Origin of the sequence: Proteiniclasticum ruminis, assembly GCF_900115135.1 — a bacterium.
Classification (GTDB): Bacteria; Bacillota; Clostridia; order Clostridiales; family Clostridiaceae; genus Proteiniclasticum; species Proteiniclasticum ruminis_A.
In genome coordinates, this window is record NZ_FOVK01000007.1 from 44,105 (window position 1) to 68,779 (window position 24,675).

Here is a 24,675-nt window from a genome sequence, read left to right on the forward strand (position 1 = left end):
TTAGGAACCGAAGACAGAGATAAACTCCTCAAAACTTTCAGCCTTCATGAGCTTTTCCCGAACATCTGAATGCATGAGATTCCTGGAGATTTCACTGAGTGCCCGCAGATGAAGGTCACTGGACTCCACTGGAACTGCAATGAGAAAAAAGAGATGGGCAGGTTTGTCATCCATGCTCTCATAGTCTACCCCTGCTTTGCTCTTACCGAAAACCATGGCAGGTTCGAGAACAGCATCACTTTTCCCATGGGGAATGGCAATGCCCATACCGATCCCGGTGGAGAACTCTTCTTCTCTCTTTAGGACAGCTTCTTTGAACCTTTCAGGATCAGATACTTTTCCGTCAGCTGCCAAAAGGGCGATGAGCTCATCAATGGCTCCCATCTTATCTTTGGCTTTCAGATCAAATGTGACACGGTTTTTCGAAAACATCTCTTTTGTATTCATTTGTTCCACTCCTTTATTTTTCTCTCTGCCTCTTTTAGATGTGCATAAATTTCTTCTTTTGTCGCAGCCTGGGTTCCTTCTTTCATCACCGCTGCTGCTCCACTGGCCTGGGCAAAGGTCAGCATCTCTTTGGGACTCATGTTCATTTCCAGCCCAAAGGTCAGTGCCGCCACCATGGCATCTCCAGCTCCTACTGTACTTCTCACAGGAACCTTCAAGCCCTCTGCCACATATGTATGAGCACCTGTAAGTAAAATACTGCCTTCTGCTCCTCTGGATATCAGCACCAGCTGAATTCCTTTTTGCACCAGCTTTTTTCCTTCCTGGATCATCTCATCCACACTCAATGATTCTTTTCCAACAATTCCCGCCAGTTCTTTCTCATTAGGCTTTACCAAAAACGGTATTTCCTGAATGGCCTGAACCAGAGCTTCTCCTTCTGCATCCACAAGGACACGTGCTCCTTTTTCTTTGGCCATTTTGGTAAGGATTCCATAGATCTCTTTCGGTACACCCTGGCTGACTCCACCAGAGAGCACCACCAGGTCTCCTTCTTTCACCAGAGCATGGTATCTTTCATAAAAGTCAGAGAGCTCTTCAGGAAGAATCTCTGGACCAGGCTCATTGAAATCTGTGTATTCTTTTCTCTCTTCGTCAACCACCTTGATATTCGTTCTTGTACTTCCGGTGACGCTCTGAAACTCATCTGTGATGCCAATGCTCTTCAGTTCTTTTCTGAAGATCTCCTCCAGGATGCCCCCAAGAAAACCTGTAGCAGCTGAGATCATCCCCAGCTCCTTCAGAACCTTTGAAACATTGATGCCCTTTCCCCCCATGTCATTTCTTGTGGTGTCCACCCGATTGACCTCTCCCATGGATACTTTCTTCAGCACCAGAGTCTTGTCCAGAGCCGGATTCAAGGTTACGGTAATGATCATTTTATGGCGCCTCCTTCTTATCTTCTGATTTCTATCCCTTGACTTTCATAAAGTGCAGCCAGCTCCTCTTCCAGGTCTCCTGCTGTGATGACTGCAGTGATTTCTTTCAGTGGAGCGATGACAGCCAGACTCACCTGCTGAAATTTTGATGCATCCAGCACTGCATACACTCTTGTCGCAGATGAAACCATGCTCTTCTTGGTCATGGCCTCTACAAAGTTCGGCGTCGTGATGCCTTCCTCTAAAGTGATTCCATTGGCTCCGATAAATGCCATATCTGCTTTGAAACCTCTCAGCATATTTTCTGCCAGGGTGCCCACCATGGCTCTGGTGTTTCCTCTTAACACACCACCAGTCAGAATCAGTTCAATGCCTTCTATCCCGCTGAGTTCTTCTGCAATATCCAGTCCGTTGGTGATGACGGTGAGTTTCTTATGGTGGATTCTTTTTGCAATCTCTAGGGTTGTGGTTCCTGTATCCAGGATTACGCTGTCCCCATCTTCCAATAGGGAAGCTGCCAATTCTCCAATGCGTTCTTTCTCGGTAAAGTGTGCTTCTTTCTTTTCCTGAAAGCTCTGCTCATAGCTTTTTCTCTGAACACCTACGGCTCCTCCATGGGTTCTTTTCAGAAGATTCTTCTCTTCCAGTTCCTGAAGATCTCTTCTGATGGTGGATTCAGATACCTCAAAACGTTCTGCCAGCTCCAGCACCTTAACACTTCTTCCATTCTCTACCATCTGCACAATCTTGTTTTGTCTTTCTTCTGCAAACATAATCTTCCATCCTTTGCTCGTTTATTATTATTTGTGATTGATTATGCTCGTTACGATTATTTTATATGCGTGTTTATGATTAGTCAATACGTTTTCATCGAAAATTCCAAAATATTTTCTCCTCATTCACGCATAAACGAGCAAATTCTTTCATTTCTTTCATTCTATCACAGGTTCACTTTTCTCCAAAGAAAAAGCACCGGTCTTCCGATGCTTCTATGTCTATTCTGTTTCCCGATTCCCGCGGAAAATCTTTTTTGCGCTTCCCTTGGCTGCCTTCGCGAAGGCTTTGACAACTTTCCCTGAATTTTCTCTTACAATACTGCCCATGAGAGACACCGCTTCCAGGGTAGCGCTTCTGCGCACCTCTTTCTTATCTGCTTTCACAAGGCTCTCTGAATATTTTTTCGCCATGGCGCCCACCCGAAGATAAAGAAAAGTGTTCATGGATCCTTCCGTAATAGAATTCACCAAAAGATTGGTCACATAGACCGTGCCAGGCAGAAGGCTTCCCAGGCTTCCGCCTAGGATCCCTGCAAGGACAGGCTCCAGCTGCTCATCCAGTAGATCTAGATCCTCAATGGATCTTGCCAGCATCACCGTGCCGAAAACATTGCTGTAAAGATAAATAAGTTCTCTTGCTGTCGGCTTCTGGTAGTAGATCCTAGCCACCTGGTAGATCATTTTCGTGAGGCTTACCATCATGAAAAGACCGTCTAAAGACCCATTCTGGGAGATGGCAGTGGTCAGAAATACGGAGGATGCCCCTTCCCGTATTTTTTTATCAGCCTCCAGTCTCAAGATGCCCTGAGCTCTTATGACATCCTCCACGATCTGATTTTCCTCTCCAAAGACAAACCCGGATTCGAGAAGTGCTGGATTTTTTCTCATCCTTTCTTTCAGATGAAGAAGATATCTTCTGTATTCTTCCCCTTCAGTACTTTCCGGAAACTGAGGTTTCCTTCTTAAAGAAAGAAAGAGAGAAAGTGGAACGCCCAAAAGGATCCCAAAGAGCAGGATCACAAGGACCAAAGCAGTGTACCCGATATAAGGGTGTATGCTGTATGCATTCCGGTAAAGTGCTCCCGTTTCATTGAAAAGGACCAAAAGAAAAAGAAGAAAAAGCGCAAGTGAAAGGAAGGTCAGTCCTTTTTTCAAACTGCTCCACAAGTCTTCCAATGTATCACATCCTCACTATTTTCTTTCAGTATAATCTAATCTCTGCCTTTTTCACAATAAATGGAAAAACAAGAAGAAGATCCCCAAAAAAGAAGAAGGATGAACGTACCATCCTCCTTTTCTTAAGCCTTATTAACTACATCTTCTCATATTCTTTTTCAAAGGTTTTGGTGCTTCTCACAGTATCCAGCGGCCTTACAAGACGCTCAATCTCTTCTCTCTGCCCCTCAAAGTAAGGTGGAAGCGACAGCTTTTCTCCTACGGTTTCATAAGGCTCATCCTGCAAGAACCCAGGTCCGTCTGTGGCAAGCTCAAAGAGGATCCCACGGTCCACACTGGCATAGAGGGAACCAAAATAGAATCTCTCCACAAATCCGGAGTTTCTCAGTCCAAATCCCTGATACCGTTCAATCCATTGCTCCAGCTCTTTTTTATCCTCTACCCGGAAGGCCACATGGTGTACCGTACCATAGCCTTGTCTTGCAAAACCGGATTTTTTATCCTCTTCCACAATGACGCTGGCTCCATTTCCACCTTCACCCATTTCAAAGAGATGGAAAGCCTCTTCAGCAGCAATCTCTCTCATCATGTAGACCTGCTCCAGAATCTGCTTGAAATAGCTGTACTCTGGAATTCTGATAAAGATCGGACCAAGTCCTGTGATGGCATACTCCAGTGGAATGGGCCCTTTTTCCCAGGGTGTTCCTGATGGAACTCCTTCATTCTTCTCATCAGAAATGAGCATATACTTCTGATCGTCAAAATCTGAGAAATAGAGGACTTTCTTTCCGAAGAACTCTGTGATCCCTTCATGAGAAACCTTCAGCCTGCTAAACCTGCTTGCCCAATACTTCAGAGCCTCGTCAGTCGGAACTCTAAAAGAGGTCCTCGCGATCTCATTTGTTCCGTGGGTTCCTTTGGAAATCCCTGGGAAATCAAAGAACGTCATATCTGTTCCTGCACTCCCCTTATCGTCTGCAAAAAACAGATGGTAGGTCTGGATGTCATCCTGATTCACGGTTTTTTTCACCAACCTAAGTCCTAGAGTATAGGTGAAAAACTCATAGATTTTTTCTGCGCTGCTGGTGATGGCGGTGACGTGGTGTATTCCTTTTAACTGATTCATTGTTCATTCCTCCAAATTATCATTTTTATCACATATTGTCATATTATTCTTTACTCTGGTCTTTCCAAATGGATCGTCTCTCCCAAAGTGCTGTAGTTTGCTCCTGCAAGCCTCGCCACAGGATCATACGCATCCATTCGGATTCTTCCTTCGTCATGGATCTCCTCGGAAAGATGCGCATAAACCACTTTACCAAGAAGAAGATCCGCAGTGGTTTTTCTATCTTCTTTTATCTCCAGATGGTCATAGAGTATACATTCCATCCGGACCTTGGCCTCCGAAACTCCTGGCACGGAAATTTTCCTGCTCTTCTTGATGCTGAGACCTGTTTTCTCGATCTCGCTTTCTTCCGGCGGCAGAGAAGCGGCGCTCCCATTCACTGCAGTGAGATTCGTCTTATCCACACCATGAACCACAAACTCTTTCTGGCACAGAATATTTCTGGCCGTATCCTTCATAACTCCGTTTTTTCTTTGAATGGAAAGAGAAATCAAAGGCGGTACCGTGGATACAATACTGAAATAGCTGAAAGGTGCTCCGTTAAGCACTCCTTTCTCCGATAGGGAAGTCACAAAAGCAATGGGCCTAGGCACTATGGTGCCTGTGAATAGCTTGTATACCTCCCGCTCCGATAGAGTGCTCAAGTCTTTTTCAATCATTTTGTCACCTTCTCTCTCAGCGGTATGAGGTGTTTCGTGAGCTCTTCTCTTCTTTTCTCATACTGTACTGGCAGTTTCAGAGTCTCGCCCAGAGAGGAAAGAGGTTCATCCACTGAAAAACCAGCGGTATCTGTGGCAATCTCAAATAGGATTCCTCCACCTTCTCTAAAATAGATGGCGTTGAAGTAGTTTCTGTCCTTCACTTCGGTCACATAATGCCCCTTATCTGCCACATGACTTTGCCAGGAAAGATGGTCCTCGTCGTCCTGGGATCGAAAGGCGATGTGATGCACTGTCCCCACAGAAAACTCACCCCGTTCATAGCGTCTCTTATCCACATCGATGATGTTTCCCAGATCCGCCTCGCTGCGAAGCCTCACATAGGTCTCATCTTCTTGTATTTTTTCATAACCCATGGTTTCTGTAAGCGCTCTTATGGTCTTCTCTGGGACTACGGATAAAAGCACTGCACCTGAAAACCCTAGGATCCCAACACTTTCATCCTGTGATCTCTGAGGCAGCTTTCTTTCTGTAAACTCCAGATGGAGTCCATGGACATCTTCAAACCCAAGGTACCGTTCTCCCAAACGCTCCGTATACTGAAATGAGATGCCAAAGCCTCTCAATCTCTTCTCCCAAAAGGACAAGGAACCTTCTGGCACCGCATAGACAGTGGTACCTACCTGTCCGCCACCTCTTTTTCCCTTTCTGGCACCAGGCCAAGGGAAAAAAGTGATGATGGTGCCTGGATCTGCTGTCTCATTGCCAAAATAAAGATGATATGTACCAGGATCATCAAAGTTCACCGTCTGTTTCACCAGCATTAGGCCCAGAACCGTCTCATAAAAGTGAAGATTCTCCCTGGGATCTCCCACGATGGCGGTGATGTGATGGATTCCTTTTGTTTTTTTCATAGTGCTCACTCCATTAATTCAAACTCGTATATCTCTAATTCGAGATATTGTGGTAAATTTTTTATGCTTCTTTTGCATGAAATCCCAGCTTTTTCAGTTGGGTTAACAGCACTTCCTTCTCTTCCAGCGGAAGACCTCCCATGATTCTTGCAATGGTTTCCTGATGCTGGGGAAATATATCATCCATGAACCTCTTTCCTTCCTCCGTGATCGACGCAAAGGTAATTCTGCGGTCCTCAGGTGAAGGCACTCGCTTTAAGAAATTCTTCTTCTCCAGCTTATCCACCACATAAGTGATGCTGCTGCTGGAAATAAGAACCTTCTCTCCAATCTTCTGGATGGGCTGCTCTCCTTTGCTGTAGATGAACTCCAGCACTGCAAACTCCGTGGTGTTCAGTCCATAACGTCGTATGTCTTTCTCCACACTTTTCTTGATGGCATCCAGGGTTCTTGTGAGAACAACAAAGAGTTTCAAGGATATCTCCTCCTCTTTTCTGGTCTCTATGCCCATACGGATCCCCCCCTTTTTATCTTCAATTCATTTATCTTTGATTCGAGATAATTGTACCCAATTTGATAGATTCTGTCAAGCCCTATTTCATACATAAAAAACTGAAGTAAAAAAGAGCTCAGCGCAGGCCAAGCTCTTCTGTCACACTAGTGTTTATCACTGTGCAGCGTATTCTTTCTATTTTGCTAGTTTTATGAGATTTTCATCTTCACCCACGCTGTCCATACCATAGATACAAAGCACCCGGTCAAATCCATTCTCTTCCAGATACTCAGAAAGAGGCAGATTGAAGTAGCGAAGATCCAGATAATGGACTTCCTTGAAGGTGTCCACGAGAAATGGCGACATGGCATTGGCATTGCTGTCTTTGAGCACCAGCACCTTTTCGTCATAGAGCGCATCCTCATTTCTGATTTCGATGAGGGGATCATTTCCGTTTAAGTACGCCGCATATTTATCTCTGGTACTGAGCCTCTCCTCAAAGATGATCCGGTCCTCCTGGACTTCTGTGGCCGGATAATACACCTTCAGATCAGCTGCCTCTGCTTCATAATAGATAAAGGGTTCGCTGCCTGCGATGTTTCCTCTGAACTTGGAATAGAACGTCCCTTGGAATCCTTCCACCAGAACAGGTTCATAGGACGCAAGCTTTACAGGCTGAAGATCCATGCTCTCCATGAGCGCTTTGTACCCTTCATAGGCTCCCCGCTGAGTCCAGTGGTGATCTGTTCTGAAATATATCCCTTCCCCCCGATGAGGCGACAGCACCTCTATGCCATGGGGTGCTCCTGTAGGCTTCAGTATCTTCATGATCTCTTCGTAATACTTTCCCTCCTTCAAGGGGGTGTAATACCTGGGAAGATGTTCTGTCAGCACCAGCTGGGAGGGAGGAACAATGAAGATGCCAACGGGCAGACTGCTTTCATCGCTTACAGCAATCAGTGCATCCAGATTCTTCTTGAAGATGGTTTCCTGATAGTTTTTTGCCTTCCCAAAAAGGTATCCATCTTTCCCGTAGTAGATGCCATTATTCTCTTTTTTCTGAAGCAGGACCTCAAGATCCGACTTCAGATTGATGAAACTCTCCCTCAGCGGAAACTGGTCCTGCACAAAGGCTTCCAGCCGCTCTGCCAGTACTCCGGATTTCAGAAGGTCTTTATCGATCTTCACTGTGGAGGTCAGATATCTGTTTTCAAGATCCGAGAATATCCTTTTCTCCAGCAGCACATTGCTTAGAAGAGGCAGAAACAGAAGGCCCAACAGAATGATGAGATAGATTCTTTTGTTTTTTATCATAGCAATCTCCTAAAATCTGAAATAAAGGAAGGGATTATATGCGCCATCCACGATGTATGCCAGACAAAGAATAAAAAGAACGCCTTCCAGTGCTGCAAAAATCACATGGCTTTCTTTTTTCATCTTGAGTCTCCGGTAGGCTCTGTAAGGGTATGGGGTTGAGGCCACAGCAAGCAGTAATAACAACAGACTGTATCGGGACACATAAAATGGAAACAGGCTGTCGCTGAAAGCGTTCTGGAAAAGCATCGCTTTCAGGTACCCGAAAAGGTGAGAAAGGTCCTCCAGGGCAAACACCGCAAAACTGAGCCCCAGAATGGTCAGGGTATAGATGCGCCTTACTGCGGAGTTTGTTTTGGACAGCACCTCCAGAAGAAAGGTCTTCTCAAAAAGAAGAACAACCGCAAAAATTGCCCCCCACAGCAGATAGTTCCAGGCAGCGCCGTGCCAGAACCCTGTCAGGAGCCAAACGATGGCGATGTTTCTAAGAGTCTTCACCTTCCCTTTCCGATTTCCGCCCAAGGGGATATAGACGTATTCCCGGAACCAGCTGCCAAGGCTCATATGCCATCTGCGCCAAAACTCTGTGATGCTCTGGGACGTAAGAGGATAATTGAAGTTCTCCAGAAAATCAAACCCAAAGATCTTTCCAAGGCCAATAGCCATGTCGGAATAGCCGCTGAAATCAAAATAGATCTGAAATATAAAGGCTGCTGCACCAAGCCAGGACGTGACAAAGGTCAGATCCCCCACGGGAAGTGACCTCACCTCTTCCCATAGCAGCCCGATGCTGTTTGCAAGAAGAACCTTTTTACCAAGTCCAAAGATAAACCGTTCAATCCCTTCTCTCAGCGTACGCTCTGTAATCTCGCGGTTCATGAGCTGCTTCTCCACATCTTTGTAAATGACAATGGGACCTGCAATGAGCTGGGGAAACATGGACACATAAGCGCCAAAGGTGATGAGATTCTTCTGGGCTTTCGTGTTGCCACGGTAGACATCAATACTGTAAGACATGGTCTGGAACGTGAAGAAAGAGATGCCCACAGGAAGAGCGACTCTCAAAAGCGGGATCTCCCATCCGAACACAGCATTCATGTTGGTCAGGAAAAAATCTCCATACTTAAAAAAGCCCAAAAGCCCCAAATTTAAAGTTATGGACACTATGAGAAAGAATCTGGTCAGCACCTTATTTTCTCGGAACTTCTCAATCATCAGTCCATTGGTGTAATCAATAAGGATGGAAAGAATCATCATGGTAATGTAGATGGGTTCGCCAAAACCATAGAAGATGAGACTGACCAGAAGCAGCAGCCCATTTCTGGCTCTCTTCGGTACAGTGTAGTAAAGCAGTAGGGTGATGGGCAGAAAGTAAAAGATAAAAGTGATACTGGAAAAAACCATCAGGAGCTCCTCATTTCTGTGAAAAAAAGCTTATACTCCCATATAAGCTTTTTTCTTCATTCATTCTCTATATTTTATTTGAAGAAATCCTGGAAGATTTCTTTTGCGTCCGCTGAATTTTCATGGATGATGAAAATAGCATACTTGCCGTTGGATTCCGCATAATAGTTCTTAGCGTTCTCATACTGGTCGGGAAGATACTGCTCAAAGCTCTTCTGAACATCTCCCGCTCTTTTTTCAATGGCAGCCATGACTTTTTCCATGTCTTTCACATCTTTCACTTTGAACACGGAATGTTCCTGTGTCGTGACGTTCATCATAGGCACATTGGCATCATATTCTTCCAGAATGGATGCATCCAGTCCATAAAACTGCTGCAGGGTTTCAGCGTCCAGTTTGATCATAGAGCCATACTCCAATTTTTCTGTGACCTTCTGGGTGATTTCCTCCACCTTCACATTCACTTCTTCGTTTCCAGGTGTTTCTTCTGTTTTTTCTCCGCAGGCTGTCAGCCCAAGTACCATTATACTGGCTAAAACCAGTCCCAGTAATCTCTTTTTCATAAGATCCTCCAATATTTATTATTCTTCAAGATACAAGATGTATTATACGGTGTCCTCTTCCATCCATGGGTTACAATGCCGTAACATCAAAGTGACAAAATTCTTTCCTGAAAATATTCCATAGGCTATGTTATACTATTTTCATAGTAAAAAAGACAAAGGAGTGTGTAACAGTGAAAGTTGGTTTTATTGGGCTTGGTATCATGGGAAAACCCATGGCGATGAATCTCATGAAGGCAGGTCACAGCCTCAAGGTCTACAACAGATCTAAGGGCGCCGTGAAGGAACTTGTGGCGTTAGGTGCAGAAGAGGCCATATCCCATGGAGATGCGGCTGTAGGAGTGGACGCCCTCATCACAATGCTTCCCGACTCTCCAGATGTCAAATCTGTCATGATCGGCGAAGAAGGGGTCGTGAACTACGCGAAAAAAGGACTTCTTTATATCGATATGAGCTCTATCCTGCCGGAGGTTTCCAAAGAAGTGGGCAGTGCTCTGAAAGAAAAGGGAATCGATATGCTGGATGCCCCAGTGTCCGGAGGCGATCTCGGCGCCATTGCCGGAACCTTGGCCATCATGGCAGGCGGTGAAAAAAGCGCCTTTCAAAGAGCCCTGCCGCTGTTTAAGGCCATGGGCAGCTCCTATGTCCTGGTGGGACCTCTTGGCAGCGGAAACACCGCAAAGCTCACAAACAATATGATTGTGGCCGGAAATATTGCCATCCTTTCCGAAGCGCTGATGCTGTGCAAAGAGTCCGGTACAGACCTTACGAAAGTGCTGGATGCCATCCGGGGAGGATCTGCAGGTTCTGCTGTTCTTGAAACAAAATCTCCGAAGATTCTAAAGAAAGACTACAAACCTGGCTTTAAGATTGATCTTCATATCAAGGACCTGAAAAACGCACAGATTACCGGAGGAAAACTGGGACTCCATATGCCCATTACAGATCTCACCTCTTCCCTGTATGAGACTCTCAGCAAGGAAGGTCTTGGTGAAATGGACCACAGCGCTCTCTTTACCTATTTTGAGAATATGCATCATGAGAAGAATTCCTGATTCCTGGAAGAAAACGGTGGGTTCCAAAAAACATGCAGTGATGTTTCTGCTGCTTCTTGGATTCTTCACCGGAATGAGCTTTCTTTCAGAATCCTATGGGACTGGAAGCATCTGTCTCATCTATAACACCACCGGGGTTCCATGTCCAACCTGCGGGATGACCAGGTCTTATCTTGCACTCTTTCACGGGGATTTAAGCAGTGCACTTCTGTACCATCCTTTGTTTTTTCTGGTGCCCGTTCTCTTCTATGCGTTTCTGTTCCAGAAAAAGAAACTGATGGTTGGCCTCTTTATCCTTTTTCTTCTTGTATACATATACCGTATGATTGTTTATTTCCCACATACAGAGCCCATGCTCTATCATAGGCACTCTTTGTGGGGACGAATAATAAATTTATTGGGGAAGGTGTTTTAATTTGAAAAGAAATGTCGTCACTGCTATTATTTTCAGTATTCTTACCTGTGGAATCTATTCCATCATCTGGACCGTTTCTCTGAACAACGATGTGCAGAGAATGAATGGGGAGGAGGAAGACGGACTTTCTGTGCTCCTGCTGAGCATTCTCACCTGCGGAATTTACTTTCTCATCTGGAACTACCGAATGGGTCAGCGGATTGAAAAGGCTGGTGGAAGAAATGAAGGCATCATCTACCTGCTTTTGGCCGTATTCCAGCTGAGTCTTGTTTCCCTAGCCCTGATGCAGGTGGCCTATAATGACCTTCTGGACAGGGGTACTGGAGCCGGCAGCTACTAATGAGAAGCGTGGAGGAACTCTCCGCGCTTTTTCTCAATCTAAACAAAAGGAGAACATTATGCGAATCTTTATTGATGCGGATGGATGTCCTGTGGTAAATGAAACCATTCGTCTGGCACAAAAAATGAGCCTCCCTGTTACTGTCGTGAAAAATTACGCCCATGAGCTTCAAAGCGAGTATGCAGAGATTGTCACCGTAGATATCTCCCGGGATGCAGCGGATTTCTACATCGCCAACCATCTGAAAAAGGAGGATCTACTGATTACCCAGGACTATGGCCTTGCAGCCCTTGCTTTATCCAAACAATGCAAGATTCTGACTCAGAACGGGCTCCTCATCACGGACCACAATATCATGAGACTTCTGGATGCCAGGCATGTGAACCAGAAAATGAGGCAGACCAAGAAAATTTACACAAAGCACAAAAAAAGAACGGCTGAAGATGATGAACTCTTCAAATCCGCTCTGTTGAAGCTTCTTAAGGAAACTTAATTGCCTAAATTGCAGCTGAGGTTGATGTCTACCCTAAGATCATCATGACCCAAAAGCTCGCTGAACCGGTCGAAAAGAGCTCTTCTTAAGGGCTCGTCCTCTTCCTGGTTCACATGGGCTTTGTCAAAGAAAATCCCGGTGATTTTATCATTTCGGATATCCACACTGAATTTCCCTTGAAAGTCCGTGTAGGTTTCCCGCAGGGTATTCAGCACATCTTCCGTAGCATACTTCAGGTAGCGTTCCATCTGATAGGGTTTGATCTCTTCCTCCTGGATATGATGCTCTTTCAGAAACCTGAAGAATCCTTCTTTGAACAGATCATTCATCGGTATCTCCAGAAGATAGTTGATTTTTACGACTGTACTCAATATTCTCACCTCTCCTATCATTCTAGCATGGAAATCTGAATGCCTCATGAATGACCTTTGAACCCTTTGTTTAGTTTATTGTCAATCTTACATCGAAAGGACTGAGTTCTATGATACGTTTTGGTACTGTTGGCACAGGTTTCATCACCGAAGCCTTTATCAAAGGCGCACACAAAAGCGGGGTTATGGAGCTTACTGCCCTCTACTCCCGGGATGAAGAAAAAGCCCAGAAGTTTCTTCATTCTATGGATCTGAATGTCCCGGTCTTTACCTCTTTAGAGGAAATGGCCTCCTCTCCGCTCATTGACGCTGCTTATATTGCAAGCCCCAATGCCATGCACAGCCCACAGGCAAAAGTCTTTCTAACACATGGAAAGCATGTGCTGGTGGAAAAGGCTGCCGCATCCAACAAAAAAGAGCTGCAGGAAGTGCTAGACCTTGCTGAAAAAAATCATCTGGTCTTCATGGAAGCCATGAAATCACTGACCATGCCAGCCTATGTGCTCCTGAAAAAGCTGCTGCCAGAAATTGGACAGGTTCGGAAATACATCGGCAACTACTGCCAGTACTCTTCCCGATATGACAGGCATAAAGCTGGTGAATTTGTGAACACCTTTCAGAAGGAGTTTTCCAATGGTTCTCTTCTGGATATTGGGATCTATCCTCTCTACATTGCAGTGGATCTTTTTGGAAGACCTGAGAAGATTTCCGCCCAGGCCACAATCCTTCCGGAAGGAGGGGTGGATGGCTCCGGTTCCATTTTACTGTCCTATAAAGATATGGAAGCGGTGATCCTGCACTCCAAGATCAGTCATTCTTACCTGCCTTCCGAAATCCAAGGGGAAAAAGGCAGTATCCTCATCGACCGTATTGGAAGTCCTACAGAACTGACTCTCATCAGACGGTCCGGAGAAAAAGAAGTCTTCCGGCCTGAAACCTACGAAGAGGATATGGCCTATGAGGCACTGGAGTTTTCGGAAACCATCCGAAGGGGGGCATCCTTCTCCCCAGTGAGCAACAAGGCCTTGGCACTGACAGTCCATGAAATCATGGACGAAGCAAGAAGTCAGATCGGTCTTGTGTATCCCAGGGACCTGGACTGATCCAAACAAAATAACCCTATGAGAAAATGAAGCTCTCATTTTCTCATAGGGTTATTTCTATTTCCATTACTATACTAGAATCGCTGCAAAGACAGAGCCCAGCATACCCAGAAGGATTACTGCCGCAATGATCTTTGCCATAAGATCTCTTTTTTTGTACATTTTATTCCACCTCTTTTCTTATTCTATAAAGGTCACATTGGGTCTTCTATAATAAACAAATTGAGTGGAGGGCGCGGATGGAGAAAATTTATGTCCGTTGAGATCTCTATTGTTTCTCTTCAGAACATTATTAAATGAGATCACGATCCTTCCTTCCGGAAGCCCTTCTGCTTTATATTGAACGCCTCCTGCATGGATAAAGACTTTATCCCCCTCAATCTCTCCCAGATAGATCCCGATCGCATTCACTTTGCTGCCCTCAGGAATGATGGTAAAGCCTAAATCCCCGGGCTGAAGCTCGTTCTCCATGATGGAAGTGGAGTTCTCCCAGATCTTTGTTGCCAGAGGACCTGCACTGCTGCTGCCCGCACTGAGTGCTTTTCCACTGAGGTTATAATATACCCAGTCCACAAATGCAGCGGAGCCTAAGGGTCCTTCTGGTTTCCCGAGGTTCAGCGACTCCTGTCCCAAGGAATAGGGATGATTGATCAGTGTTTGCGAGAGGGTGATGAGAGCATTTCTTGAAACTGCTCCGTCTTCACTGAGAACTTCCACATACTCGCTGCTCCCCTCGTACTGTACCCGATGATCAAAGAAAAGCTCAAATAGGCCCTTCTGGTCCATCATAAAAATTGCCGCAACCAAAAATGCCATCACGAGAAGCCCCACCCACAATCTGCGTTTGCGGCGGTTCCTCTTTCGTACTTCCTGTATTCTTTTCACCCGCTCATTCCCATGAAACTTCAGACGGTCTTCCACTCTCTTCACCTGTACCTTATTTTACCACTGGTTCTTATTACACAAAATTAAAAAACCTGATTGCTCAGGTTCTATTCTACAGAGGATTTATTAACTTGTCTTTAAACTACTCTTGTGAACTTTTGAATTTTGGTCTGAAAATAATCATCCAGAGGACCCCCATGACAAGGAGTGTGCTGAGTGCGGCGAGCAAAGCCTGAACATACACTTCCTGGGAGCTGAAAGAAGCTTGCTTCAGTTCCTCAGAAGCAAGCGCCATCTGAGAGGAAGCCTCTACAGAGCTCAGCAGTATTCCTGATATATATGCAACCCATCCCAAGGGGCTCACCTCCGTTTCTTGTTCCCATCTTAGCAAAATTTTTCTGCTTTTTTGTTAACGAAGGTTAAACATTCACAAAACGGCCCATAAACATTATGAGAACAGCTTTCGTCTGCTTGGATAAACGGTACGGTCCGTCTTTGGTTTTTTTCGGTTCTTTGTGGCTGCAAGATAGTACTCCACCTGACAGAAAAGCTGCTTTTTCGAGCTTTTGTTCACCAGCACCGCATCAGCGTGTCGGTCCTGAAAGGCTTCACCATTTTTTCTGTAAATCAGCATCCGCTTCCGGATGCTCTCCTTGGGATCTCCCCTATGGGTCATTCTTCTTCGAAGATCCCTTGGACCGCTGGCGATATAAAAAATTTTCACCTTTTCCCCGTACATCTTCTTGAAAGCAAGTGCTCCATGGATCTCAATCACCGCAAACACATCACCCAGCTTTGTTTTTTCTTCCACTTCTTTTTCAGATACCCCATACCAGTTCCCCCCATAGGCACTTGCTTCTACCTTCTTGGTCTGCTGAAAAGTTCCTTCATCCACAAAATGGTAAGAAACGCCCTGGACTTCACCAGGACGGGGAAGTCTTGTGGTATGGGAAACCAGTTCGTTCATGCCTTTTTCCTTCAGGTACTCCCCCACCAGTGTTTTTCCTGAACCTGAAGGTCCCATGACAATATAAATCAAGAGCTCTTCCTCCTTTACAAAACTTGAATGATCTTGAACACGTACAGTTCTTGATGACTGCGGTACAAAGACCATTTTTATTTTTCATCGGTTTTTGCTATAATGTGTTATTAAGAACTAGTATATCAAATTTTAAAAAATTAGGAGTTGATTTTTTTGGACCCGAGTTCGTGGCAGATTATTTTATTGGTGATTCTTGTGATTTCATCTGGATTCTTTTCCTCTGCTGAAACTGCTTTTACTGCAGCAAACCGTCTGAAGTTAAGACATATGGCAGAAGAAGGGAGTAAAAGTGCAAAAAGAGCGCTGAGACTGATTGAAAATCCATCCAAGCTCATCAGCGCACTGCTCATCGGTAACAATATCGTGAATATTTTTGCCTCCTCTCTGGCAACTCTTGTTGCCATTGATTTGTACGGCATCAGTGCCACTGGTATTGCCACCTCAATTTTGACCATTGTCATCATCATATTCGGTGAGATCACACCAAAATCATTTGCTACACAACATGCAGAAAAAGTATCCATGATGTTCTCTAAACCAGTGGGTATCCTCATGACCCTTCTTACCCCTTTCGTCATTATTTTCTACAGCATCTCCTCTTGGATCATCAGACTCTTTGGTGGAGATATCAGCCAGAGTCATCCTCTGGTCACAGAAGAAGAGCTGAAAACCATGGTGGATGTGGGCAGCGAAGAAGGGGTTTTTGAACAGGAAGAAAAGGAAATGCTTCATAATATCTTTGACTTTGGAGACCTTCAGGTCCGGGACATCATGGTTCAGCGAGTGGACATCACTGCTCTGGATGTGGATGCCACCTACGAAGAAGTTCTGGAAATTGTGAAGGATGAGCAGTTTTCGAGGTTTCCGGTGTACCGGGAGGACATTGATGACATCATCGGTATTCTCAACGTGAAGGATCTTCTGTTCCTCACCGAGGCAGAGAAACGAGGCTTTAAGCTGGAGGACTATATCAGAGAACCTTACTTTGCTTATGAGTTCAAAAGAATCACAGATCTGTTCAAAGAACTGAAAAAGACCCGCACCCATATCTCCATCATACTGGATGAGTATGGCGGTACGGTAGGAGTCGTCACCATCGAAGATCTTCTGGAGGAGATTGTCGGTGAGATTGATGATGAATATGATGACGATAAAGAAACAGACATCGAAACCATCCGGAAGAATGAATATATGGTATCCGGATCCTACCGTTTGGATGAACTCAACGATCTCATCGGAACCGATATTGAATCAGAGGAGTTTGACTCCATCGGAGGTTATCTCATCGGAATCCTCGGTACTTTCCCCGCCAGTGGAGAAGTCATTGAAACAGATGGAATCCGCTTTGTGGTGGATGAAGTGGACAAAAACAGAATCAAAAAAATCCGTATGATCCTAAAGCCCAAACAAACTGAATTCTAGAGACAAAAGGAAGCCTCATCGGCTTCCTTTTCATTTGAGCTGTAAAGGTTTTTTGAACTTTCTAGTTTTTTGATGTAAACGTATTGACAAACTTATACGTACAGGTTATATTCGAAGTGACTCAACTTGTACGTATAAGTTAAAAATAAGGAGGATTACAATGGGAAAGTACACTGAAGATGCTAAAAAAATGCTCGAACTCATCGGTGGCAAAGAAAACATTTCGGCAGTCTCACACTGCGTGACCAGAATGAGATTTGTTCTGGTGGATCCATCCAAAGCGGACATCAAAGGGATTGAAGCCCTGAAAAGTGTAAAGGGAAGCTTCACCCAGGCTGGACAGTTCCAAGTGATCGTCGGCAATGATGTCGCAAACTTCTATAACGATTTTGCAGCGGTATCCGGCGTGGAAGGCGTGTCAAAAGATGCAGCGAAACAAGCAGCTAAGGGCAATATGAACCTGGCACAGAGACTCCTTGCAAACCTAGCTGAAATATTTGCCCCTCTCATTCCTGCTCTGGTAGTCGGCGGTCTTATTTTAGGTTTTAGAAATTTTCTGGAAGCAGTGCCCATTCTTAATAATGGTCAAGACACCATCGTATCCCAGTATCAGTTCTGGGCAGGAGTCAATCACTTCCTGTGGATCATCGGTGAAGCCATTTTCCACTTCCTGCCTGTAGGTATTACCTGGTCCGTAGCAAGAAAATTCGGTACCACTCAGATTCTAGGTATTGTATTAGGTATTACCCTGGTATCTCCACAGCTTCTGAACGCTTATGGCGTTGCTGGTGGTGCAGAGATTCCTCAATGGGACTTCGGATTCTTCCAGATCGATATGATCGGGTACCAAGCCCAGGTCATTCCCGCCATGCTGGCCGGGTTCACCCTGGTGTATCTGGAGAAATTCTTCAAGAAAATTGTACCTGAATATCTTTCCATGATTCTTGTTCCTTTCTTTGCGCTCATTCCAACGGTTCTTCTTGCACACGTAGTGCTCGGTCCCATCGGCTGGGTCATCGGAGATGCTATTTCATCCGTAGTCTATGGTGGGCTCACCTCCGCCTTTGGATGGCTTTTCGCCAGCGTGTTCGGATTCCTCTATGCGCCACTGGTCATCACAGGACTCCATCATATGACCAATGCCATCGACCTTCAGCTCATGAACGAGTTTGGGGGAACCAACCTCTGGCCGATGATTGCTCTTTCGAACATCGCCCAAGGCTCTGCAGTTCTTGCCATCATCTTCCTGCATAAAGGAAATAAAGAAGAGCAGCAGATTTCCATCCCTGCAGCCATATCCTGCTACATGGGTGTTACAGAACCTGCCATGTTCGGTATCAACATAAAATACATCTATCCCTTTGTTGCTGCCATGATTGGATCGGCTCTGGCTGCCATCGTTTCTGTCAGTTCCGGCGTAATGGCAAACTCCATCGGTGTCGGTGGTATTCCTGGATTCTTATCCATTCAGCCAAAGTACATGCTGATGTTTGTGATTGCCATGCTCATTGCCATCGTGGTGCCTTTTGTGCTGACCATCATCTTCGACAAGAAGGGCATTCTCAAAGGCAAAGGAATGGACCTGAAACTGAAGTATTTCTAAAGAATAAAAGGAGTGAACTCTCTTGATGAATTTTAACGACAAGGTCATCTATCAGATTTATGTGAAATCCTTTATGGATTCCAATGGCGATGGTCTTGGCGATATCGCTGGGATCACCAGCAGACTGAGCTATCTGGAGAAGCTGGGGGTAGATTACCTCTGGCTCACTCCTGTATTTGTCTCCCCCATGAATGACAACGGCTACGATGTGGCAGACTACAGAAAAATCGATCCGTCCTTCGGCACCATGGAGGATCTGGAAAACCTGATAAAGGAAGCGAAAAAACGAGGCATGGGTATTATGCTGGACATGGTTTTCAACCACACCTCCACCGCCCATGAGTGGTTTCAGAGGGCTCTCCAGGGAAATCCAAAATATAAAGACTACTATATCTTCAAAAAAGGGGCAGACGGTGCTCCCCCCACAAACTGGGAGTCTAAATTCGGCGGGAACGCCTGGGAATATGTGCCTCAGTTTGATGAGTACTATCTCCATCTCTTCGACAAGACCCAGGCAGATCTCAACTGGGAAAATGAGGAAGTCCGGAAAGAGCTATATGATATTGTGAACTTCTGGCTGAACAAAGGTGTCAGTGGATTCCGGTTTGATGTGGTGAATCTCATTTCCAAACCGGATCTGTTTGAAAATGATGCGCTGGGTGATGGCAGAAGATTCTATACCGATGGCCCAAAAATCCATCAGTATCTGAAAGAGCTGAACCGGAATAGTTTTGGCCAGAAAGAAGACTCTTTGACCGTTGGTGAGATGTCTTCCACGTCTCTGGAAAACTGTGTGAGATATTCGAACCCTTCCGAGAAGGAGCTCAGCATGGTATTCAATTTCCATCATCTCAAAGTGGATTATGAGAAAGGAGACAAGTGGTCGCTGAAGCCCTTTGATTTTCAGGAGCTGAAAGATATCTTCGACCACTGGCAGACCGGGATGCAGGAGCATCAGGGAAATATGGCCCTCTTCTACAACAATCATGACCAGCCCAGAGTGGTTTCAAGATTTGGTCATGACAAGAAGTACCATAAAGAATCCGCAAAAATGCTGGCCACCTCCATCCATATGCTCCGGGGCATTCCCTATATTTACCAGGGAGAGGAATTCGGCATGACCAATGCCTATTTCACTTCCATTCATGAGTACCGGGATGTGGAAAGCACCAACTACTATGAAATCCTCCGAAAAGAAGGGCTTCCTGAAGAGCGGATCCTGGAGATTCTCCAGGCAAAGTCAAGGGACAACGGTAGAACCCCTGTACTGTGGAACGACGAAGAAGGACGAGGTTTTACTCACGGCACTCCTTGGATTCCTTTTGCGAAGGGTCCTTCCGTCAGTGCAGAGAAAGACCTGAACGAATCAGACTCCATCTTCTCTTATTATCAGAAGCTGATAAAGCTTAGAAAAACAAACCCAGTTATTCAGGAAGGCTCCTATGAGATCCTCGAGAAAGACCATCCATCTCTCTTCTGCTATGTAAGAGCCCTGGGTGAGAAAAAGGTGCTGGTGCTGAACAATTTCTACGACCAGGAAGAAGCATTCTCTCTCAAAAGCCATGGTTTTCCTCCAGTGGATGAAAAGAAAGTACGTCTTTTACTTTCGAACTACAAAGAACTCTGCATAAAAGACGAAAAAATCTGTCTGAGACCCTATGAATCTGTGATAATTGGCGTTGAGCCTTAATACCTGAAGTGGTATGATGGATTGGGTGATATGTATGGCAAAGTATTCCGTATTGTACAATAAAATACAGAAGGATATTGAAGATGGACGCTTGAAACCAGGAGAACAGCTTCCTTCCGAAAAAGAACTGATGGATGAGTATGACCTGTCAAGAGATACGGTGAGAAAATCGCTCAGTCTTCTTGTCACGAACAATTACATCAGAAAGATCAAGGGAAAAGGCTCTTTTGTCCTGGAGATGAACAAATTTGATTTCCCTGTGGCAGGGCTCATCAGCTTCAAGGAAATGGCAGCAAAAACTGGAATGACCAGTTATTCGACAGAAGTCATCCGGCTTCAGATTCAGAAATCTGCCACCTTTCCCACAAAAGCCTTGGATGCTCAGGAGATCCACTCCATTTGGGAGGTAATCCGGGTAAGGACCATAAATGGCAGGAGAGTCATACTGGATAAAGATTATTTTTATCAGGATGTGGTTCCAGAGCTGACAGAAGAAATCTCTTCCAACTCAATCTATGAGTATCTGGAGCAGAATCTGGGTCTTAAGATCGGCTTTGCGCAAAAGGAAATTGTCATGGAAAAAGCCACTGCTGAAGACCGTCTTTTATTGGACCTTTATGATTATGACATGGTCGCTGTGGTCAATACACTGGTCTACCTTGTGAACGGAAAACTGTTTCAGTTTACCCAATCCAGACACTGTCCGGATAAATTCAAGTTCATCGATGTGGCCAGAAGAAACACACCATAACTGAAAACAGAGCATAACTGAAAACAGAGCATAAGAACATCAGAACCGGCATTTTATGAATGCCGGTTTTTTCTAGACCAGACGCAGAAGATACACTACAATAAGAACTATACAAAAGGAAAGGAGCAGCAGGATGGATCCCTTTTATGAAGAAGCATTAAAAGAAGCCCAAAAGTCCTACAGCCTCAGGGAAGTGCCCGTGGGTTGCGTCATTGTAAAAGATGGTCAGGTCATCGGACGTGGACATAACACCATGGAAAAAGACCATGACCCTTCCTGCCATGCTGAACTCCACGCCATCAGGGATGCGGCCAAGTCCCTGAAGAACTGGCGCCTTAGCGGCTGCACCCTGTATGTGACCCTGGAGCCCTGCCTCATGTGCGCAGCAGCCATTAAGAAATCCAAAATCAGAAAGGTGGTCATCGGCGCCATTGAGCCCCGGGAAGGTGCTTTTGGCAGTGTACTTTCCATTAATGATCTGCCCCCATACTATCATCATGTGGACTGCGTATTCCTTCACGATGATGCATCACAAAAGCTCATCAAAAATTTCTTCAAGGAGCTTCGAAATGATTCAGCTATATAACAGAACAACAAAAAAACTGGAAGAAGAGAACGTGCTGGGGGGTCAGTTTCTGTCTCTTCTCTATGAAAAACCCTACGGAAAACCTCTTCTGTTCTTTGTGAAAAGAAAGTTCTTTTCTGCATTTTACGGTAAACTCATGGACACCAGATGGTCCAAGAAATTGATCCCCTCCTTCGTGGAAAACAATGGAGTGAAGTCTTCAGAGCTTCTTAATCCCCTTTCTTCGTTCCAGTCCTTTAATGAGTTCTTCGCCCGAAAACTGAAAAAAACTGCACGGCCCTTTGATGCAGCTGGTGACATCCTCATCAGCCCTGCAGATGCCAGGCTTCTTGTGTTTGAAGATCTCAGAAAAGATGCCGTCCTCCAGGTGAAGGGGCTTACGTATGAACTGGAGGACCTCTTAAAAGACAAAGACCTTGCAGATCTTTTCGACGGTGGGACAGTCCTTGTGTTCAGGCTCAATCCTCTGGATTATCACAGGTTTCATTTTATGGACAGCGGTACGCCAAAAGAGACGACGTCTATCGATGGGCTATACTACTCGGTGAATCCTGTGGCACTGAAATCCATACCGAGGCTGTACATTGAAAACAAGCGGGCTCTGACACTTTTTGAGAGTACGCACTTTGGCCCTGTTCTTTATGTGGAAGTGGGCGCTACCAATGTGGGCAGCATCATTGAGACCTATACGCCCGCTGTCCCTGTGGAGAAAGGTGCTGAAAAAGGGTACTTCAAGTTCGGCGGTTCCACTGTCATTTTATTTTTTGCAAAAGATACAGTGACGGTGGACCAGGATATACTGGACCATTCTCATCAGGGAATAGAAACTCGAGTACTCTTTGGAGAGACCATCGGAAAAAGAAAAATTTAAAGAACTGTTCATTTACTTTTTTTCTTTCTGATAGAAGTTAAGGCTAGAATTGAACTAAAAGGTGGGATTGCTTATGTATGGACTGGCCCTGGGCGGAGGTGGCTCCCGAGGTTCTTATGAAATCGGAGTCCTGAAAGCCTTACAAGAACTGAACATAGAGATTGGTGCCATTACTGGCACATCCATAGGCGCCATCAATGCTGCGGCTTATCTGATGAATGATTTTACGCTGATGGAAGAAATCTGGATGTCTCTCAATAGAGATTCTCTCATTAAATTTGAGTCACAGCTGGTCCCTGAAGTGATCCGGCAACGGGGCTTGGACTTTGAGATTCTTCTTTCCCTTCTCCATGAGATTCTTGATGAGGAGACCATTCGGAATCATCCCACGGATCTGGGCATTGTGACGTACAATCTGACTGCCCGGAAACCTGTGGTGCTCTTTAAAGAGGAGATCCCCCAGGGAAAACTCATCGATTATGTGGCAGCCAGCGCAAACCACCCCAGTTTCCAGAGGCTTCTCATTGATGGGGATGCTTATATTGATGGAGCTGTTTTCGACAACATTCCCGTACGGCCACTTTACGATAGGGGATATACAGAGATCATCGCAGTGAATCTCCATACTTTTGGAGACCGCCGAAACCTCAGCGGACCTTATCAGCTCATCGAGATCGAGTCAGACAATCCTTTGGGATCCATTCTCTTTCCAGATCCGGAAACCATCCGGAATAATATGACCTACGGTTATCTGGACACACTCCGTGCCTTCAAAAAGCTTTATGGTGCTACCTATTACTTTGAACATCTGGATGATTTCGCTCTTCTTTCCTCTCTCAATGCGGAAGAAGTCAAAACCCTCAAAGAAACCATTCATCCATTTTTCCTGAATAAAACCTTGGAAAAATATCAGAAACTGCTCTTTACAGACTATTCTCTGGCTCAGGCAGCGCTGGAGATCACTGCGGAAGCCCTTGAAATCAGCCCGCTTAAAGTATACAGACATCAGGGCGAGCTTCTGGATGCGATCTTCAGTAAAATCCAGGAAATGGTCCAGGGAGAAGACAAAATCCCATGGAAGGAAAGAGCTGTTTTCAGGGAGCTGGACCCTCCAGCAATCACAGCCTTAGCTGTAACAAGCCCGAAACTCGCCATTGCCAATCTGTTTATCAAAATGATCCAAAATAGAATTTTAGGAGGTTCCTAGTGAAATTCATTGATTTGAGAAGCGATACTGTCACCCATCCCACCGAAAAAATGCGTCAGCTCATGGCATCAGCCCCTGTGGGGGATGATGTCTACGGAGATGATGAGACTGTTATAAAACTGGAAGAAGAAACAGCACGGATCCTTGGAAAGGAAGCCGCTCTTTTTGTGCCTTCTGGTGTCTTTGGCAACCAGCTCTCCATCTTGACTCATACCGAAAGAACCAATGAAATCATTCTTGGTGAGAACTCCCATATCATTGCCCATGAGGCAGGCTCTGTGGCCCTGATTTCAAACGTCCAGACCAGGACGCTGAAGGACGATCTGGGAGAACTGGATCCGAAAGAAGTGCAGAAAGCTGTACGAAAAGGAGAAGACATTCATTTCCCAAAAACCGGACTCATTTGCGTGGAAACAGCGCACTCCACCGGAAACGTCGCCTCACTGGAAAATCTTAAGAGCATCTCTGAAATAGCAAAGGCCTATGAGATTCCCGTTCATCTGGATGGCGCAAGGCTCTTTAATGCGGCAGCACATCTTAAGGTGGATGCAAAAGAAATCGCCCAGTATGCAGACAGCATTTCCCTCTGTCTTTCAAAAGGTCTGTGCGCACCTGTGGGCTCTGTGGTTTCGGGTTCAAAAGAATTCATTGCCAAGGCCAGGAAAAACCGAAAGATTTTAGGGGGAGGCATGAGACAGGTGGGTATTCTCGCCGCTGCAGGTCTGGAGGCTCTGGACATGAGGCATAGACTGAATGAGGATCATGAAAACGCCAGATATTTCGGTGAAGAGCTTCATAAAATCCCTGGAATCTCTGTACGGCTCGATGAGATCAAGATCAATATGATTTTCTTCACCATCGATAAAGAAGGTTTCCAGGAATCAGATCTTGTAGCACATATGAAAGAGCACGGGATTCTCATGAATGGCAGTGATGAGGGTGTTTTCCGCTTTGTGACCCACTACTATGTCACAAGAGAGAGGATAAACCAGGTTCTTCAGATCCTTCGTGAATATTTTCAATAGAACTGT

The 24,675-nt window shown here is 45.3% G+C and carries 28 protein-coding genes; 13 read left to right on the forward strand and 15 right to left on the reverse strand.

The window, feature by feature from the left end; translation table 11 throughout:
- The 11 genes from BM243_RS15415 to BM243_RS10465 all read right to left on the reverse strand — a co-directional run bounded on the left by BM243_RS15415 (position 1) and on the right by BM243_RS10465 (position 9,810).
- Entirely contained in the window at positions 1-447 is a 447-nt protein-coding gene (locus BM243_RS15415) for a PTS sugar transporter subunit IIA (protein WP_074912313.1), read from the reverse strand.
- The gene (gene pfkB, locus BM243_RS10420; RefSeq protein WP_074912314.1) at positions 444-1,385 is read right to left on the reverse strand and encodes a 1-phosphofructokinase; all 942 of its coding nucleotides are present in this window, start codon (positions 1,383-1,385) and stop codon (positions 444-446) included. The genes BM243_RS15415 and pfkB overlap by 4 nt, the downstream gene beginning before the upstream one ends.
- A 17-nt stretch (positions 1,386-1,402) precedes the next feature.
- The gene (locus tag BM243_RS10425) at positions 1,403-2,158 is read right to left on the reverse strand and encodes a DeoR/GlpR family DNA-binding transcription regulator (RefSeq protein WP_074912315.1); all 756 of its coding nucleotides are present in this window, start codon (positions 2,156-2,158) and stop codon (positions 1,403-1,405) included.
- A gap of 222 nt (positions 2,159-2,380) precedes the next feature.
- Positions 2,381-3,337, reverse strand: coding sequence for a DUF697 domain-containing protein (locus tag BM243_RS10430; protein WP_074912316.1), 957 nt, complete (start codon positions 3,335-3,337; stop codon positions 2,381-2,383).
- 136 nt (positions 3,338-3,473) lie between these two features.
- The gene (locus BM243_RS10435) at positions 3,474-4,463 is read right to left on the reverse strand and encodes a ring-cleaving dioxygenase (protein WP_074912317.1); all 990 of its coding nucleotides are present in this window, start codon (positions 4,461-4,463) and stop codon (positions 3,474-3,476) included.
- A gap of 50 nt (positions 4,464-4,513) precedes the next feature.
- Entirely contained in the window at positions 4,514-5,122 is a 609-nt protein-coding gene (locus BM243_RS10440) for a flavin reductase family protein (protein ID WP_074912318.1), read from the reverse strand.
- Positions 5,119-6,036: a VOC family protein gene (locus BM243_RS10445; RefSeq protein WP_074912319.1), complete on the reverse strand. Its 918-nt coding sequence runs from the start codon at positions 6,034-6,036 to the stop codon at positions 5,119-5,121. The genes BM243_RS10440 and BM243_RS10445 overlap by 4 nt, the downstream gene beginning before the upstream one ends.
- A gap of 61 nt (positions 6,037-6,097) precedes the next feature.
- Positions 6,098-6,547 carry a MarR family winged helix-turn-helix transcriptional regulator gene (locus BM243_RS10450; protein WP_074912320.1) on the reverse strand — a complete coding sequence of 150 codons (450 nt, stop codon included), beginning with the start codon at positions 6,545-6,547 and terminating at the stop codon, positions 6,098-6,100.
- Between the two features lie 177 nt (positions 6,548-6,724).
- Positions 6,725-7,843, reverse strand: coding sequence for a DHHW family protein (locus BM243_RS10455; protein ID WP_074912321.1), 1,119 nt, complete (start codon positions 7,841-7,843; stop codon positions 6,725-6,727).
- 9 nt (positions 7,844-7,852) lie between these two features.
- Positions 7,853-9,247 (reverse strand): MBOAT family O-acyltransferase, encoded by a 1,395-nt coding sequence (locus BM243_RS10460; protein WP_074912322.1) that lies wholly within the window; start codon positions 9,245-9,247, stop codon positions 7,853-7,855.
- A gap of 74 nt (positions 9,248-9,321) precedes the next feature.
- Positions 9,322-9,810, reverse strand: a complete 489-nt coding sequence (locus tag BM243_RS10465; protein WP_074912323.1) for a DUF4358 domain-containing protein — start codon at positions 9,808-9,810, stop codon at positions 9,322-9,324.
- Between the two features lie 173 nt (positions 9,811-9,983).
- Here BM243_RS10465 and BM243_RS10470 point away from each other — a divergent pair, with 173 nt between their 5' ends.
- From BM243_RS10470 to BM243_RS10485, 4 genes are read left to right on the forward strand one after another with little or no spacing between them, the layout of a single operon-like run.
- The gene (locus BM243_RS10470) at positions 9,984-10,865 is read left to right on the forward strand and encodes a 2-hydroxy-3-oxopropionate reductase (protein WP_074912324.1); all 882 of its coding nucleotides are present in this window, start codon (positions 9,984-9,986) and stop codon (positions 10,863-10,865) included.
- A complete protein-coding gene (locus BM243_RS10475) occupies positions 10,849-11,280 on the forward strand; it encodes a DUF2752 domain-containing protein (RefSeq protein WP_177213508.1) in 432 nt (143 codons plus the stop codon). The genes BM243_RS10470 and BM243_RS10475 overlap by 17 nt, the downstream gene beginning before the upstream one ends.
- A gap of 1 nt (position 11,281) precedes the next feature.
- The gene (locus tag BM243_RS10480) at positions 11,282-11,620 is read left to right on the forward strand and encodes a DUF4234 domain-containing protein (RefSeq protein WP_074912325.1); all 339 of its coding nucleotides are present in this window, start codon (positions 11,282-11,284) and stop codon (positions 11,618-11,620) included.
- 58 nt (positions 11,621-11,678) lie between these two features.
- On the forward strand, positions 11,679-12,113 hold the full coding sequence (locus tag BM243_RS10485) for a YaiI/YqxD family protein (RefSeq protein WP_074912326.1): 435 nt from the start codon (positions 11,679-11,681) through the stop codon (positions 12,111-12,113).
- Here BM243_RS10485 and BM243_RS10490 read toward each other — a convergent pair.
- Positions 12,110-12,484 (reverse strand): hypothetical protein, encoded by a 375-nt coding sequence (locus BM243_RS10490; protein ID WP_074912327.1) that lies wholly within the window; start codon positions 12,482-12,484, stop codon positions 12,110-12,112. The genes BM243_RS10485 and BM243_RS10490 overlap by 4 nt on opposite strands.
- 110 nt (positions 12,485-12,594) lie before the next feature.
- On the opposite strand from BM243_RS10490, the gene BM243_RS10495 reads away from it, so the two are divergent.
- A complete protein-coding gene (locus BM243_RS10495; protein ID WP_074912328.1) occupies positions 12,595-13,587 on the forward strand; it encodes a Gfo/Idh/MocA family protein in 993 nt (330 codons plus the stop codon).
- A gap of 180 nt (positions 13,588-13,767) precedes the next feature.
- Here the strand turns inward: BM243_RS10495 and BM243_RS10500 are convergent, their stop codons facing one another.
- From BM243_RS10500 to BM243_RS10510, 3 genes are all read right to left on the reverse strand, one after another.
- Entirely contained in the window at positions 13,768-14,508 is a 741-nt protein-coding gene (locus BM243_RS10500) for an NlpC/P60 family protein (protein WP_074912329.1), read from the reverse strand.
- 106 nt (positions 14,509-14,614) lie between these two features.
- Entirely contained in the window at positions 14,615-14,827 is a 213-nt protein-coding gene (locus BM243_RS10505) for a hypothetical protein (protein WP_074912330.1), read from the reverse strand.
- Between the two features lie 93 nt (positions 14,828-14,920).
- Positions 14,921-15,511, reverse strand: a complete 591-nt coding sequence (locus tag BM243_RS10510; protein WP_074912331.1) for a guanylate kinase — start codon at positions 15,509-15,511, stop codon at positions 14,921-14,923.
- A 156-nt stretch (positions 15,512-15,667) separates the two neighbouring features.
- On the opposite strand from BM243_RS10510, the gene BM243_RS10515 reads away from it, so the two are divergent.
- The 8 genes from BM243_RS10515 (at position 15,668) to BM243_RS10550 (ending at position 24,669) form a co-directional block, all read left to right on the forward strand.
- Positions 15,668-16,936 carry an HlyC/CorC family transporter gene (locus BM243_RS10515; RefSeq protein ID WP_074912332.1) on the forward strand — a complete coding sequence of 423 codons (1,269 nt, stop codon included), beginning with the start codon at positions 15,668-15,670 and terminating at the stop codon, positions 16,934-16,936.
- Between the two features lie 160 nt (positions 16,937-17,096).
- Entirely contained in the window at positions 17,097-18,539 is a 1,443-nt protein-coding gene (gene treP / locus BM243_RS10520) for a PTS system trehalose-specific EIIBC component (RefSeq protein WP_074912333.1), read from the forward strand.
- Between the two features lie 22 nt (positions 18,540-18,561).
- The gene (gene treC, locus BM243_RS10525; RefSeq protein ID WP_431602455.1) at positions 18,562-20,229 is read left to right on the forward strand and encodes an alpha,alpha-phosphotrehalase; all 1,668 of its coding nucleotides are present in this window, start codon (positions 18,562-18,564) and stop codon (positions 20,227-20,229) included.
- Positions 20,230-20,263: 34 nt separating this feature from the next.
- A complete protein-coding gene (gene treR / locus BM243_RS10530; RefSeq protein WP_074912335.1) occupies positions 20,264-20,980 on the forward strand; it encodes a trehalose operon repressor in 717 nt (238 codons plus the stop codon).
- Between the two features lie 133 nt (positions 20,981-21,113).
- Entirely contained in the window at positions 21,114-21,566 is a 453-nt protein-coding gene (locus tag BM243_RS10535) for a nucleoside deaminase (RefSeq protein WP_074912336.1), read from the forward strand.
- On the forward strand, positions 21,550-22,437 hold the full coding sequence (locus BM243_RS10540) for a phosphatidylserine decarboxylase (RefSeq protein ID WP_074912337.1): 888 nt from the start codon (positions 21,550-21,552) through the stop codon (positions 22,435-22,437). Before BM243_RS10535 ends, BM243_RS10540 begins: the two co-directional genes overlap by 17 nt.
- A 73-nt stretch (positions 22,438-22,510) precedes the next feature.
- A complete protein-coding gene (locus BM243_RS10545) occupies positions 22,511-23,644 on the forward strand; it encodes a patatin-like phospholipase family protein (protein WP_074912338.1) in 1,134 nt (377 codons plus the stop codon).
- Positions 23,644-24,669, forward strand: a complete 1,026-nt coding sequence (locus tag BM243_RS10550; protein ID WP_074912339.1) for a threonine aldolase family protein — start codon at positions 23,644-23,646, stop codon at positions 24,667-24,669. Before BM243_RS10545 ends, BM243_RS10550 begins: the two co-directional genes overlap by 1 nt.
- Positions 24,670-24,675 lie beyond the last annotated feature (6 nt).

What these genes read in the sequence shown, in the direction of transcription:
- BM243_RS15415 (WP_074912313.1), bottom strand. Translation starts at nt 447, where the DNA reads ATGAATACAAAAGAGATGTTTTCGAAAAACCGTGTCACATTTGATCTG.
- pfkB (WP_074912314.1), bottom strand. Translation starts at nt 1,385, where the DNA reads ATGATCATTACCGTAACCTTGAATCCGGCTCTGGACAAGACTCTGGTG.
- BM243_RS10425 (WP_074912315.1), bottom strand. Translation starts at nt 2,158, where the DNA reads ATGTTTGCAGAAGAAAGACAAAACAAGATTGTGCAGATGGTAGAGAAT.
- BM243_RS10435 (WP_074912317.1), bottom strand. Translation starts at nt 4,463, where the DNA reads ATGAATCAGTTAAAAGGAATACACCACGTCACCGCCATCACCAGCAGC.
- BM243_RS10440 (WP_074912318.1), bottom strand. Translation starts at nt 5,122, where the DNA reads ATGATTGAAAAAGACTTGAGCACTCTATCGGAGCGGGAGGTATACAAG.
- BM243_RS10445 (WP_074912319.1), bottom strand. Translation starts at nt 6,036, where the DNA reads ATGAAAAAAACAAAAGGAATCCATCACATCACCGCCATCGTGGGAGAT.
- BM243_RS10450 (WP_074912320.1), bottom strand. Translation starts at nt 6,547, where the DNA reads ATGGGCATAGAGACCAGAAAAGAGGAGGAGATATCCTTGAAACTCTTT.
- BM243_RS10455 (WP_074912321.1), bottom strand. Translation starts at nt 7,843, where the DNA reads ATGATAAAAAACAAAAGAATCTATCTCATCATTCTGTTGGGCCTTCTG.
- BM243_RS10460 (WP_074912322.1), bottom strand. Translation starts at nt 9,247, where the DNA reads ATGGTTTTTTCCAGTATCACTTTTATCTTTTACTTTCTGCCCATCACC.
- BM243_RS10465 (WP_074912323.1), bottom strand. Translation starts at nt 9,810, where the DNA reads ATGAAAAAGAGATTACTGGGACTGGTTTTAGCCAGTATAATGGTACTT.
- BM243_RS10475 (WP_177213508.1), top strand. Translation starts at nt 10,849, where the DNA reads ATGAGAAGAATTCCTGATTCCTGGAAGAAAACGGTGGGTTCCAAAAAA.
- BM243_RS10485 (WP_074912326.1), top strand. Translation starts at nt 11,679, where the DNA reads ATGCGAATCTTTATTGATGCGGATGGATGTCCTGTGGTAAATGAAACC.
- BM243_RS10495 (WP_074912328.1), top strand. Translation starts at nt 12,595, where the DNA reads ATGATACGTTTTGGTACTGTTGGCACAGGTTTCATCACCGAAGCCTTT.
- treP (WP_074912333.1), top strand. Translation starts at nt 17,097, where the DNA reads ATGGGAAAGTACACTGAAGATGCTAAAAAAATGCTCGAACTCATCGGT.
- treR (WP_074912335.1), top strand. Translation starts at nt 20,264, where the DNA reads ATGGCAAAGTATTCCGTATTGTACAATAAAATACAGAAGGATATTGAA.
- BM243_RS10535 (WP_074912336.1), top strand. Translation starts at nt 21,114, where the DNA reads ATGGATCCCTTTTATGAAGAAGCATTAAAAGAAGCCCAAAAGTCCTAC.
- BM243_RS10540 (WP_074912337.1), top strand. Translation starts at nt 21,550, where the DNA reads ATGATTCAGCTATATAACAGAACAACAAAAAAACTGGAAGAAGAGAAC.
- BM243_RS10545 (WP_074912338.1), top strand. Translation starts at nt 22,511, where the DNA reads ATGTATGGACTGGCCCTGGGCGGAGGTGGCTCCCGAGGTTCTTATGAA.